The 12,453-nt window shown below is 68.2% G+C and carries 15 protein-coding genes; 10 read left to right on the top strand and 5 right to left on the bottom strand.

The features are described 5' to 3' along the window. Positions 1 to 47: 47 nt before the first annotated feature. Positions 48 to 1,511: a peptide MFS transporter gene (locus tag ACIP5T_RS13695; RefSeq protein WP_400864151.1), complete on the bottom strand. Its 1,464-nt coding sequence runs from the start codon at positions 1,509 to 1,511 to the stop codon at positions 48 to 50. Between the two features lie 42 nt (positions 1,512 to 1,553). Here ACIP5T_RS13695 and ACIP5T_RS13700 point away from each other — a divergent pair, with 42 nt between their 5' ends. The 3 genes from ACIP5T_RS13700 to ACIP5T_RS13710 all read left to right on the top strand — a co-directional run bounded on the left by ACIP5T_RS13700 (position 1,554) and on the right by ACIP5T_RS13710 (position 4,407). Next, a complete protein-coding gene (locus tag ACIP5T_RS13700) occupies positions 1,554 to 2,177 on the top strand; it encodes a hypothetical protein (protein WP_400864154.1) in 624 nt (207 codons plus the stop codon). Between the two features lie 50 nt (positions 2,178 to 2,227). Then, positions 2,228 to 2,917 (top strand): GNAT family N-acetyltransferase, encoded by a 690-nt coding sequence (locus tag ACIP5T_RS13705; protein WP_400864157.1) that lies wholly within the window; start codon positions 2,228 to 2,230, stop codon positions 2,915 to 2,917. Between the two features lie 104 nt (positions 2,918 to 3,021). Continuing rightward, positions 3,022 to 4,407 (top strand): glycine--tRNA ligase, encoded by a 1,386-nt coding sequence (locus tag ACIP5T_RS13710; RefSeq protein WP_400864160.1) that lies wholly within the window; start codon positions 3,022 to 3,024, stop codon positions 4,405 to 4,407. Positions 4,408 to 4,464: 57 nt separating this feature from the next. Here ACIP5T_RS13710 and ACIP5T_RS13715 read toward each other — a convergent pair whose 3' ends face one another. The 4 genes from ACIP5T_RS13715 to ACIP5T_RS13730 form a co-directional block, all read right to left on the bottom strand. Further along, a complete protein-coding gene (locus ACIP5T_RS13715; protein WP_400864163.1) occupies positions 4,465 to 4,890 on the bottom strand; it encodes a DUF1801 domain-containing protein in 426 nt (141 codons plus the stop codon). Further along, a complete protein-coding gene (locus ACIP5T_RS13720) occupies positions 4,887 to 5,459 on the bottom strand; it encodes an HhH-GPD-type base excision DNA repair protein (protein WP_400864166.1) in 573 nt (190 codons plus the stop codon). Before ACIP5T_RS13720 ends, ACIP5T_RS13715 begins: the two co-directional genes overlap by 4 nt. Positions 5,460 to 5,508: 49 nt before the next feature. Beyond that, the gene (locus tag ACIP5T_RS13725) at positions 5,509 to 5,874 is read right to left on the bottom strand and encodes a hypothetical protein (protein WP_400864168.1); all 366 of its coding nucleotides are present in this window, start codon (positions 5,872 to 5,874) and stop codon (positions 5,509 to 5,511) included. 144 nt (positions 5,875 to 6,018) lie between these two features. Continuing rightward, positions 6,019 to 7,326 (bottom strand): glutamyl-tRNA reductase, encoded by a 1,308-nt coding sequence (locus ACIP5T_RS13730; RefSeq protein ID WP_400864170.1) that lies wholly within the window; start codon positions 7,324 to 7,326, stop codon positions 6,019 to 6,021. A gap of 61 nt (positions 7,327 to 7,387) precedes the next feature. Between ACIP5T_RS13730 and hemE the strand changes: the two genes are divergently transcribed. The 7 genes from hemE (at position 7,388) to hemQ (ending at position 12,447) form a co-directional block, all read left to right on the top strand. Beyond that, a complete protein-coding gene (hemE, locus tag ACIP5T_RS13735; protein ID WP_400864173.1) occupies positions 7,388 to 8,410 on the top strand; it encodes a uroporphyrinogen decarboxylase in 1,023 nt (340 codons plus the stop codon). Positions 8,411 to 8,485: 75 nt separating this feature from the next. Next, the gene (locus ACIP5T_RS13740) at positions 8,486 to 8,815 is read left to right on the top strand and encodes a metalloregulator ArsR/SmtB family transcription factor (RefSeq protein ID WP_400864176.1); all 330 of its coding nucleotides are present in this window, start codon (positions 8,486 to 8,488) and stop codon (positions 8,813 to 8,815) included. 32 nt (positions 8,816 to 8,847) lie between these two features. Next, positions 8,848 to 10,398: a protoporphyrinogen oxidase gene (hemG, locus tag ACIP5T_RS13745; RefSeq protein ID WP_400864178.1), complete on the top strand. Its 1,551-nt coding sequence runs from the start codon at positions 8,848 to 8,850 to the stop codon at positions 10,396 to 10,398. Positions 10,399 to 10,602: 204 nt separating this feature from the next. Then, on the top strand, positions 10,603 to 11,025 hold the full coding sequence (locus tag ACIP5T_RS13750; protein ID WP_400864181.1) for a hypothetical protein: 423 nt from the start codon (positions 10,603 to 10,605) through the stop codon (positions 11,023 to 11,025). 1 nt (position 11,026) lies between these two features. Beyond that, positions 11,027 to 11,434: a phage holin family protein gene (locus tag ACIP5T_RS13755; protein ID WP_400864184.1), complete on the top strand. Its 408-nt coding sequence runs from the start codon at positions 11,027 to 11,029 to the stop codon at positions 11,432 to 11,434. Then, the gene (locus ACIP5T_RS13760; RefSeq protein ID WP_400864186.1) at positions 11,421 to 11,702 is read left to right on the top strand and encodes a hypothetical protein; all 282 of its coding nucleotides are present in this window, start codon (positions 11,421 to 11,423) and stop codon (positions 11,700 to 11,702) included. Before ACIP5T_RS13755 ends, ACIP5T_RS13760 begins: the two co-directional genes overlap by 14 nt. Positions 11,703 to 11,769: 67 nt before the next feature. Next, a complete protein-coding gene (gene hemQ / locus ACIP5T_RS13765; RefSeq protein WP_400864189.1) occupies positions 11,770 to 12,447 on the top strand; it encodes a hydrogen peroxide-dependent heme synthase in 678 nt (225 codons plus the stop codon). Positions 12,448 to 12,453 lie beyond the last annotated feature (6 nt).

Raw genomic sequence — 12,453 nt, forward strand, 5'->3', positions numbered from 1 at the left:
TATCGGCGTCTGAGACACCCGAGGCGCGAGCCCGCGTACTGCGCTCGTCAGCTCACGCCCTTCATGAGCCGCAGCACCGGCTTCACGGCGAAGAGGAGGCCGAGGCCGACCACGATCGCGATCGCCCCGAGGACAGAGAAGTAGGGCACCTCGTTCTTCGGGTCGTAGAACTGGACGAGCCAGCCCGAGATCGCGGTGCCCAGCGCGATCGACAGGAAGAACAGCGCCACCATCTGCGTGTGGAACACCTTCGGCGCGAGCTTCGTGGTCACGGACAGGCCCACCGGCGAGATCAGCAGCTCGGCGACCGTGAACACGAACAGGATGCCGACGATCGCGATCAACGGCGTGGAGTTGGGGCCACCGCCCGCGAACGGCAGGAACAGCAGGAACGCCGCCCCCATGATCATCGCGCCCAGTGCGAACTTGACCGGAGTCGAGGGCTGGCGGCGGCCGAGGCGGGTCCAGATCGCCGCGAAGACGCCGGACAGGATGATGATGAACACCGGATTGATCGACTGCACCCAGGAGACGGGCATCTCGAATCCGAAGATGTTGCGGTCGAGCCTCTCGTCGGAGTAGACCGTGAGCACGGTGAACTGCTGCTGGTAGAGCGACCAGAAGGCGACGCTCGTGACGAAGAGGGGCAGGAACCCCCACACGCGTGAACGCTCGGTGGCATCGATCCGGCGGCTGCTGAGGATGACTGCGAAGTACGCCACCGTCGCGACGATCGTTCCGATGATCACGATGTCGGCCAGGTTGTCTGCCCTGATCACGCCGATGAGCACCAGCACCGCGACGAGTGCGAGGGCGGCGACCGCGATGATCGCGACGAGCGGATAGCGCGACGACGGCAGGGGGTTCGGCACGCGTCGTGCCTCGTCCGGCAGCGCCTTCCGGCCGAACGAATACTGCACGAGTCCGAACGTCATGCCGATCGCGGCGAGACCGAATCCGTAGTGGAATCCGAGGGAGGACTGCAGGATGCCGGTGAGGATCGGGCCCAGGAAGGCGCCGAGGTTGATGCCGAGGTAGAACAACGAGAAGCCGGCATCCCGGCGGGTGTCGTCTGCGCTGTAGAGAGTGCCGACCACCGAGGTCGCGTTCGCCTTGAGCCCGCCCGAGCCGAGGGCGACGAGCACGAGGCCCACCCCGACGCCGATGAATCCAGGGAGAAGCGCGAGAGCGACGTGACCTGCGACGATGACGATGGCGCTGATGAACAGCACACGTTCCGAGCCCAGCATCCGGTCGGCGATCCACGCACCGAGGATCGTCGAGAGGTAGACAGACCCTCCGTAGGCGCCGACGATCCCGCCTGCGACGGCCTGGGAGAGTCCGAGTCCGCCCTCGGTGACCGAGAAGTACAGATAGATGAGCAGGATGCCCTGCATGCCGTAGAAGCTGAACCGCTCCCACATCTCGACGCCGAAGATGTGGACGAGCGCCCAGGGCTGCCCGAAGAACCGGGTGTCGGATTTCTCGGCGGTCGTGTCGCTGGTTGCCATTCCTCCACGGTACGCCCGGTCGCGACATGGTTCGATATGGGGATGAGCGTCGATCTCGAACAGCACCCTGCCGACAGCCCCTTCCACCGCAGGCTCGTCTACGGAGAGCGACCCGATGGCTCGTGGATGACGCACGGGTCGGCCAACGCCTACGAGTCGGTCGTCATGCGCCCGCTCGAGCCGATGCTCGTGCCCGAGAAGCCGCGCAGCGGTGAGCTCGACCCGGAGAACTGCGGATCGTGCAAGCCCGACGAGCACACGATCTGGCACGACGATCTGTGGCAGGTGCGAGCCGGCTGGGAGCCGGGCGGGCTTCCTTTCATCGGGGCGATCGCCCCGCGCGAGCACTGGCTGCTCGAAGACGCTCCCGTCGAGGTCCTCGCCGCACTCGGGCCGTTGATGCAGCGGATCTCGGAGGCGGTGAAGAGCATCCCCGGTGTCGCGCGGTGCCACTTCAGCAGGTTCAACGACGGCTCGGCGCACCTTCACCTCTGGGCATTCGCACGTCCGGCCGGGATGATGCAGGGGCGAGGAGCCGTGCTCTCCTACTGGGACGGGATGCTCCTCGAGATGACCGTCGAGATGATGAACGAGTTCCTCGAGATCGTCGCCACATCCCTCGCGGCCGGAGGAGGTACGGCCTTCCCGGAGCGCTCGCGCGCCTGACCAGCCGTGTTCGATTCCGATATCTGCGACCGGAGGGGCAGACTGGGGGCGTGCGAACCATCCGTGATCTGGACACCGTTGAACTCATCATCGCCGCGCAGGGCCTGCTCGACTCCATCCGCGGCCCCGAGCGCGTGATCGACGCCGGCACTCTGCGAGCTCTGCAGCAGTCGGGCAACTACGTGGTCGGACTCTTCGATGCCGAGAGCGGCGAAGAGAGGATGGTCGGAGCCTCGATCGCCTTCTTCGGCGCCCCCGGACGCCGGGCGATGCACTCGCACATCACGGCGCTGCTGCCCGAGTACCGCGGACGCGGCTGGGGACGAGAGCTCAAGGAGCACCAGCGCCAGTGGGCGTTCTCACGCGATGTCGGTCGCATCACCTGGACGTTCGATCCGCTCGTCGCCCGCAACGCGCACTTCTTCCTCACGGTTCTCGGTGCCCGCGTGACCGGGTATTCGGTGAACCGCTACGGCATCTTCGGTGGAGGGGACGCAGGAGACGAGAGCGACCGGCTCGATGTCGAATGGGCGCTCGCAGACATCGCCAAGCCCCCGGCATCCGATGCGGTCGTCGAGACGCTCGAGATCCCGTCGGACATCGAGACGATCCGCGTCGAGGACCCGGAGGTTGCGCACGAATGGCGCACGCGTCTGCGCGCGCAGATGGAGGGCCTGCTGGGCAGCGGCCTGACGCTCTCGGGATTCGACGTCGACAAGGGCTACCTCTTCACCTCCTGAGGGCTCAGCCCCGACCCGGCCGGGGTCCTGACGCGAACAGGTCGCGGATAAGATTGACGTGCCCGTGATCACGGGCTTTCCCACCGCCGACCATTGGAGCCACCGTGGCCGAACAGTCCCGTCTTGACAAGGTCATCGCCCTTGCCCGCCACCGCGGGTTCGTCTTCCAGGCGGGTGAGATCTACGGCGGTTCGCGGTCCGCGTGGGACTACGGGCCCCTCGGCACCGAGCTCAAGGAGAACATCCGCCGCCAGTGGTGGCAGACGTTCGTGCGCGGACGCGGCGACATGGTGGGTCTCGACTCCAGCATCATCCTGCCCAAGCGGGTGTGGGAGGCGTCGGGTCACGTCGCCACCTTCACCGACCCGCTGGTCGAGTGCCTGAGCTGCCACAAGCGCTTCCGTGCCGACACTCTGATCGAGGACTTCGAGGCGCGCAAGGGCCGCAAGGCAGAGAACGGCCTCGCCGACGTGCCGTGCCCCAACTGCGGCACCAAGGGCCAGTACACCGAACCGAAGTCGTTCTCGGGTCTCGTGAAGACGTACCTCGGCGTCGTCGACGACGAGTCCGGCCTCTACTTCCTCCGCCCTGAGACGGCACAGGGCATCTTCGTGAACTTCTCGAATGTGCTCACGGCCAGTCGCAAGAAGCCGCCGTTCGGCATCGGCCAGGTAGGCAAGGCGTTCCGCAACGAGATCACCCCCGGCAACTTCATCTTCCGCACGCGCGAGTTCGAGCAGATGGAGATCGAGTTCTTCACGCCGCCCGCAGACGCGCAGCAGTGGTTCGAGCACTGGGTCGAGGCATGCTGGAACTGGTTCATCGACCTCGGGATCGATCCCGAGAACATGCGTCAGTTCGACGTTCCCGAAGACGACCGCGCGCACTACTCCGCCGGCACCATCGACGTCGAGTACCGCTTCGGCTTCACGGGCAAGGAGTGGGGCGAGCTCATGGGCGTCGCCAACCGCACGGACTACGACCTGTCGAGCCACAGCGAGGCGTCGGGCCAGAGCCTCACCTACTTCGACCAGGCGACGGGCGACCGTTACACGCCGTACGTGATCGAGCCGTCGTTCGGCCTCACGCGCGCCATGATGGCGTTCCTCGTCGACGCGTACCGCGAAGAGGAGGTGCCGAACGCCAAGGGCGGCACCGACGTGCGCACCGTGCTCAAGCTCGACCCGCGCCTCGCCCCCGTGAAGGCCGCCGTGCTGCCGCTGAGCCGCAACGAGCGCCTGTCGCCGCTCGCTCGCGAGGTCGCCGACACGCTGCGCAGCTCCTGGGCCGTCGACTTCGACGACGCAGGGGCGATCGGTCGCCGTTACCGCCGACAGGATGAGATCGGCACGCCGTTCTGCGTCACCATCGACTTCGACTCGCTCGATGACCGCGCCGTCACCGTGCGTGACCGCGACACCATGGCGCAGGAGCGCGTCTCGATCGACGAGCTGCACGAGTACCTGGCTGAGCGTCTCAAGGGCGCCTGACACTCGGACGATCCGAACGAGAGGCCCGCTGTCCGAGAGGACGGCGGGCCTCTCGCGTCAGCCGGTGACGGTCAGCTGCACCTGATCGGTGCCGCCCGCCTCGACCCAGGCCAACGATCGCTCGAGGATGCCGCGGAGCACGTCGAGGTCGATCTTCTCGAGATCCTTGATGTAGAGGCATCCGACGCCCGTGCTGTGCGGGCCGAGCTTCTCCAGGGCCTCGACGTGGGCGTCGACGCCGTCGAACAGGTAGATCGTCGTCGCCGCCTTGCGCGGGGCGAAGCCGAGCAGACCGCTGTCGCCCTCCGTGCCCGTCGGATACCTGTAGTGGCAGCTGCCGAATCCGATGATCGTGCCCCAGGTCTGCGGGTCGCGGCCGGTGATCTCCTGCATCACAGCGGTCAGGGTCTCGGCATCCCGACGGCGAATCGCCGGCGTGGAGCGGGCGATGAGTCCAGCGACGTCGTCGCCGGTGGGGTTCATGCCTTGGCCTTCGCCGCGGCTTTCATGGCCTTCTTGTGCTCGCGCACCTTGGTGAGCGACTCGGGTGACACGATGTCGGCGACGCTGCGGTAGGAACCGTCGGTGCCGTAGTCTCCGGCCGCCTCTCGCCATCCCGTGCCGGTGAAGCCGTACTGCTTGCCGAGCAGGGCGAGGAAGATCTTCGCCTTCTGCTCGCCGAACCCCGGGAGCGCCTTGAGTCGCTTCAGAACCTCGGCGCCGGACGGATCGCCTTCGGTCCAGATCGCCGAGGCGTCTCCGCCCCATCGATCGACGATCTCCTGGCACAGGGTCTGCACGCGAGTGGCCATGGAGCCGGGGAACCGATGGACAGCCGGTGTCTGCGTGAATGCCTCGAGGAACTCGTCAGGGTCCATCGAGGCGATCGTGGTGGCGTCGGTCGCTCCGGTGCGCTGCTCGATCTTGAGCGGACCGGCGAACGCCGTCTCCATCGGGACCTGCTGGTCGAGCAGCATCCCGACCAGCAGTGCGAGCGGATTGTCGGTGAGTAGAGTGTCAGCGGCGGTGTCTCCGGTGATGTGAAGGGCCATGCGTCCAGTCTGGCACCCCGGTCTGTTCCCCGCCCGGGCTCTGGTGGGATCAGATGCGCTGGAGCTTCGGCAGCGGACCCTCGAGGCGCGCGATCGAGACTCGGACGTCGGCGATGTCGGCCTTGAGCTCGGTCTTGACGTCGGCGATCTCCGTCCTGAGTTCGGTACGGAGTTCGGCGATGTCGCCTTTGAGTTCGACCCTGAGTTCGGCGATGTCGCCTTCGACCTTCGCGAACCGCTCATCGACCTTGTCGAACCGATCATCGACCCTGTCGAACCGCTCATCGATCTTGTCGAAACGCACGTCCAGCCCCTTGGCCTGCCGTGCGAGCATTCGGGAGACGCCGCCGAGCGTGGTGGCGGTCACGCCGAAGAGGGCGATGATGATGCCGATCAGGTTCGGGTCCACGAGCATTCTCCCAGTCTGCGCCGAGAGATCGACACTGTCATGGGTTCGACGATATGAAGCACGGGAGGGGTCTCGTGGGGGACCGTCCTGCCTCTCGCGTGCATGGTGGAGAAGAGCCTTCGACGGGCTCGCGTGCAGAAGAAGCGAGGCTCAGGCGGTCGCTGCGTCGTCTGCGTCCGACGCGACGGCGGGCTCGATCGGCTCGATGCCGTACAGCGTCGACAGCGCCGCGGCGAACTCGTCGGCGCGTCCGGTGGCGGCCAGCTCGTGCGCCCGGGTCGTCGGCACGTGCAGGAGCACGCCGGTCAGGTGGCGCAGGGCCTGCTCGACCTTGCCGTCGTCGTCGCCCCTGGCGCGGGCTCGGGCGATCTCGGACTCGAGCAGCGCGAACATGTGCGACCGCAGCGCGACCACCGAGGGGGTGACGCTCTGTCGGCTGCCGACGACGTGGAAAGTGTCTGCGGCTTCGCGCACCACGGTGCGCGCGGCATCCGTCGCCTGCAGCTCCTCGAGCGGCGCGTGCAGGCTGATGGTCTCGAGATCGAGGAGGGTGACGCCTTCGAGCGCGGCGACCGCGGGGTCGACGTTGCGCGGCATGCCGAGGTCGACGACCATCTGGTTGTGCGACGTGACGGGGCAGCCCTCGGGGGCGATGCCGGTCGGAGCCTGCAGGTGCTCGGGAGTCAGCACCGGAGCGGTCGCCGTCGTGCAGGTGATGAGCAGGCTCGATCGCGAGGCGACGCGGGCGTAGTCCTCTGCGGAGACCGGACGGATGCCGTGCTTCGCGGCGAACTTCTCCGCGCGACCCGAGGGCGAGTACACCGAGATGTTGACGGCGCCCCGTTCGCGCAGTGTCGCGAGCGTGACGGCTGCGTAGGCACCGGTGCCGACGAGCAGCACGCGCTCGGCCGACCAGTCGACGATGCGGCTGTCGGCGAGTTCGAGGGCGAGGCGCACGAGCGACCGCCCGGCTCGGCCGAGGGCCGTGACGTTCTTGACCTTGCGCTGCGCCTGGCTGGCCCGCTGGAACAGGCGCTCGAGCTCGGGGGAGGTGGTGCCCTCCTTGCGGGCGGACTTCAGAGCGCGGCGCACTTGCCCTGCGATCTCACCCTCGCCGGAGACGACGGACTCGAGTCCCGAGGCGACCGAGAAGAGGTGCTCCGCGACCCGACGGCCGGAGTGCACTTCGTACGCGCCGTCGAGCTCGGACGCGCGGATGCCGGTCGACGACTCGACGGCCTCGAGCACCGCCTCGACGCCGATCGCGCCTGCCGCCGTGACGGGCTCGTCCATCTCGACGTAGGCCTCGAAGCGGTTGCAGGTAGCAAGAACCACCGCACCCTGCACGCAGGTCGCCATGTCCACAACCGTGGAGGCGACGTCATCGGGGGTGCGGCTCAGGCGTTCGAGCAATTCGAAGGGGGCGGTCTTGTGACTCGCCGTGACAACCAGCAGCACCTTTCGAGTCTACCTGAGGCTTCATGCAGGTCGGCCCAGGGGTGGATGGGAGGATGGACGCATGCCCCTCTCCGACGCTCCGCTGCTGCGCGCCCTCACCGGCCCCCGACCTGAGCATGCCCCCGTGTGGTTCATGCGCCAGGCAGGCCGATCGCTGCCCGAGTACCGCGAGCTGCGGGTCGGAACGCGGATGCTGGACGCCTGCCTCACCCCCGACCTCGCGGCCGAGATCACGCTGCAGCCGGTGCGCCGTCACGGCGTCGATGCGGCGGTGTTCTTCAGCGACATCGTCATCCCGCTGCGTCTCGCCGGCGTCGAGGTCGAGATCGAGCCCGGCCGCGGTCCGGTGTTCGCGAACCCCGTGCGCTCGGCGGCAGACGTCGACCGCATCACGGCGATCGACCCGCTCTCGCTTGACGGCACCGCGATCGCCGAGGCTGTCGGCATCGTCACGGCGGAGCTCGGCGACACCCCTCTGATCGGGTTCGCGGGGGCTCCGTTCACTCTCGCCGCCTACCTCGTCGAGGGCGGTCCGTCGAAGGAGCACCTGCGGGCGCGGGCCATGATGCACGCGGATCCGGAGTCCTGGAACCGGCTGGCCGGCTGGCTGGCCCAGGTCTCGCGCCGCTTCCTCGAGATCCAGCGCGACGCCGGAGCATCCGTCGTGCAGCTGTTCGACTCGTGGGCGGGATCGCTGAGCACCGCCGACTACCGCGCGTTCGTCGCACCGCACTCTCGCGTCGCCCTCGACGCGATCGGGGTCCCGAGCATCCACTTCGGTGTGGGCACAGGTCCGTTCCTCGACGACATGCGGCTCGACGGCATCGCCGACGGTGTCGGCGTCGACTGGCGTCTGCCTCTCGATGAGGCCGCCGCGATCCTCGGGCCTGACGTCTCGGTGCAGGGCAACATCGACCCGGCGCTGCTCTCGGCGCCGTGGCCGGTCCTCGAGGCGCACGTGCGCGACGTGGTCGAGCGCGGGCGTGCGGCCAGAGGCCACATCGTCAACCTCGGGCACGGCGTTCCGCCCGAGACCGACCCCGATCAGCTCACCCGCATCGTCGAGCTGGTGCACTCGATCTGACCGCTTGAGGCGTCCGCTCCGGTGTCGGAACCTCGGCCGCGAGATGCTATCTAGCACGAGTGCTATATTGCGAACATGACAGACAGCGCGTCGGACATCTTCGCGGCATTGGCCCACCCGACGCGCCGCCAGATCCTGCAGGATCTCAAGGACGGCGAGCTCGCGGCGGGTGAGATCGCGTCGCGGTTCGCGGCGAGCGGTCCCACGATCTCGCGTCACCTGAGCGTGCTGCGTCAGGCGGGCCTCGTCAGCGAGCGTCGCGATGCGAACCGCATCCTCTACTCACTCGTCGGCGAGCGTCTCGCGCTCTCGGTCGGCGACTTCCTCTCGACGGTGTGCCCCGAGCAGATCGTGCTCCGCGAGGTGCGCAAGCGCGACTCCGGTTTACCCGGTCGCAACCGGTGAGGCATCAGGGTCGCGGATGAAAGGATTGACGCATGTCGTCTAATCCCGCGAACCGTGAGTCGTCCCGAGCCGAGTCCGCGTCTCTGGCAGCCCGCGCGGCCACGCGCCACATCGTCGTCGTCGGGGGTGGCGTCGGGGGGCTCATCGCGGCACGCGAATGCGTGAAGGTCGGCATGCGCGTCACCGTGCTCGAGGGGTCGGATGCGGTCGGCGGCGCGATCCGTCAGGCTGAGATCGACGGCGTCGTCGTGGACGCGGGGGCGGAGAGCTACGCGACCAGGGGCGGGCGCGTGCGCGCGCTCCTCGCCGAACTCGACCTCACCGATCGCATCGTCGCCCCCGCAGCCGGCAGTGCCTGGCTCGCCGGCATCCCCGGCGTCGGGGCCGCACCGCTGCCGGTCGGTGGGATCCTCGGCATCCCGAGCAACCCGTTCCAAGATGACGTGCGTCGCATCATCGGCTGGTCGGGGGTGTGGCGTGCCTACCTCGACCGCGTGCGGCCGCCTCTGACGATCGGACACAGACACAGCCTCGGCAAGCTGGTGTCCTCGCGCATGGGCGTCAAGGTGCGCGACCGGCTGGTGGCTCCGGTGACGACGGGCGTGTACTCCGCGTCGCCCGACGACGTCGACGTCGACGTCGCGGCACCCGGGCTCAACGCCGCCCTCACGCGCGTCGGTTCACTGTCGGGCGCTGTGCAGGCTCTGCGTGACGAGAGCGCGGCGCGCGCATCGCAGGCCGCTGCGGCGCAGGCGCCCGGTGCGGCCGTCGAGGGCCTCGCCGGCGGCATGATGGTGCTGATCGAGGCGCTGGTCGCCGACATCGAGAAGCTCGGCGGCGTGGTCCGCACCGGCGTCCGGGTGACCGAGATCGCACGGTCCGGTGCGAACTGGACCCTGCGCGCCGAAGGGAAGACGCTCGCCGAGTCGCTCGTCGAGTCGGATGCCGAGGCGGATCCGACCACGGAGGTGCTCGAGTTCACCGCCGACGGCGTCGTGCTGGGTACATCGGAAACGGCCGCTCGACGTCTGCTCGAGAACGTCGCCCCTGCACTCGCGAAGACCACGGCGGCGGATGCGCCGGAGATCGAGATCGTCACGCTTCTGCTCCAGGCCTCGGCATTGCAGGGCGCACCTCGGGGCACGGGGGTGCTGACGGTCCCCGGCAGCCACACCGCGAAGGCGCTCACACACTCGACGGCGAAATGGGAGTGGCTTCGGGCCGCCGCAGGCGATCGGCACCTGGTGCGCGTCTCGTTCGGTGCTCAGGGAGAACCGGCCGCGACCGCAGCCCTCGATGACGACGCGGCTGCGCGCCTCGCACTCCGCGAAGCATCCGCTCTGCTCGGCGTCCCGCTCGCCGGCAGCGATCTCGTCGGCGCGCACCGTTCGCGCTTCGTCCAGTCGCAGCCCGCTTCGATCATCGGCTCCGGCGAGCGGCGCGAGGCGGCTCGGCAGGCCATTCAGGCCGTTCCCGGCCTTGCAGTGGTCGGCGCCTGGCTCGCCGGCACCGGACTGGCGCAGGTGATCCCCGACGCGCGAGAAGAAGCCGACCGGCTGCGGCGTTCGCTGCTCTGGGACTGACGCGCGCGTCTCAGGACTCCGTTCGATCGCGCGGGGACGAGCGTCACGCGCTCCGTGAGGCGAACCCGAAAGTCGCTCTGCTGTCAACCCTCTGCCTGACAGATGCCGAAATCGGCATACGGGGCTACGCTGGACACCTGGCAGGCGGCTCCGTGCCGTCGGTTCGCCCCAGGCGTTCACACCGGAACAACGTGAGGAGACCCCATGAAGGGGAAGATCGGACTCGTCGTAGGAATCGGCGTGGGATACGTGCTCGGAACCCGTGCAGGGCGCGAGCGGTACGAGCAGATCAAGACGCAGTGGCTGAAGGTCTGGAACCTCGACCCCGTGCAGGAGCAGGTCGTCAAGGTCAAGGGCTACGTCGGCGACAAGGCTGCAGCAGTGCCCGGTGCGATCTGGACCGGCGTGCAGAAGGTCGTCAAGTCCGCCAGCGGCGGCGACAAGACCGCCGGTCAGCGACTCGACTCGGCTGTCGCGGCAGGACGCAAGGCCGCCGACGACATCGTCGACGCCACCGAAGACGCCGTCGACGAGGTCAAGGACGCCGCCAAGAAGGACGACGCGAAGAAGCCCGCGGCCAAGAAGCCGGCATCCCCGCGCTCCACCGCCGCGAAGTCTGGCAGCTGACATGCCCCGCGGATACCGCGACCGTGCCGAAGACAGCCTGCTGTCCCTGATCGGCGATCTTCCGGAGCTCATCAGCAGCCTCGTCAAGGCCGAGATCAACGCGGCCAAGACGTGGATCTCGAAGACCGCGAAGGACGCGGGGATCGGCTCCGTCTGGTTCCTCGTCGCGCTCTTCTTCCTGTTCTGGGCCGTGCCCGTGATCCTGGTCTTCGCGATCGCCGGGCTGTCGTCGTGGTGGCCGGTATGGCTGTCCGCACTGGCAGTGTTCGGAATCCTGATCCTCGCCGTGCTGCTGTTCGCGCTGCTCGGCATCCTGAAGTTCCGCAAGGTGCTCGCTCGCAAGAACCCCGCTCAGGCGGTGGGCGAGGACATCAGACTCGTGAAGGAAGCCGGCTATGACGAACACTGACATCACGAGGCCGCTGCCCAAGACGGCCGTTCCTGCAGGGATCGTCGATCCGGTGCAGTCCGCCCGCGCCGAGCTCAAGGCGGCGCTCGCGGCCATCGAGGTCAAGGGCAACTTCCCTCGACGGATCGACAAGGCATCGAAGCGCGCCGCCGCGAAGGCACGGGTCTTCGCCGACCGCAACCCTGCAGCGGCGATCGCCGGAGCGGTGGGAATCGCCGTCATCGTGGGCGGAGCCGTCTGGGCGATCGCCCGTGCGCTCTCTCGCTGACCGGAGGCGAATCCCCGCATCCTGACTCGCGTTCGCGAGTGGTTCACAAAGGGGGCAGACTGGATCCATGTCCGACGCACGCGAAGAGAACCCGTCCGGTTTCACCCTCTGGGCCGTCTGGCGACGGAACCCCGATGTGGCGGTCACCGAGTCCGACTCCACGGAGCTCGAGACGATCGTCTCCTACATCGAGGACTCCGGCGTCACGGTCCGCGGCTTCTACGACGTCTCCGGTCTGAAGGCCGACGCCGACCTGCTGGTGTGGCTGCACGGCGACACGGCGGAAGACCTGCAGAAGGCCCTGCGGCGCCTGCGCCGCACCGAGCTGCTGCGCACTCTGCTGCCCGTCTGGAACGTCATGGGCGTGCACCGCGATGCCGAGTTCAATCGCGCGCACGTGCCGGGATTCCTGCGGGGGGTCGAGCCCAAGGACTGGCTGTGCCTGTACCCGTTCGTCCGCACGCCCGAGTGGTATCTCGCGCCGGAGGAGGAGCGTCGCAAGATGCTCGCCGACCACGGTCGCAAGGGTGCCGCCTTCAAGGGGGTCATCGCCAACACCGTCGCCGCGTTCGCACTGGGCGACTACGAGTGGATCCTGCCGCTCGAAGCCGACGACGTCACCGAGCTGGTCGACCTCATGCGTGACCTGCGCTACACCGACGCGCGTCTGTACGTGAAGGAGGAGATCCCGTTCTACACGGGCCGTCGCCTCCGGTTCGACGAGATCGCGGACGTGCTGCAGTAGGCCGAC

The sequence above is a fragment of the Microbacterium sp. NPDC088619 genome, from assembly GCF_044752825.1.
Taxonomy (GTDB): Bacteria; Actinomycetota; Actinomycetes; order Actinomycetales; family Microbacteriaceae; genus Microbacterium.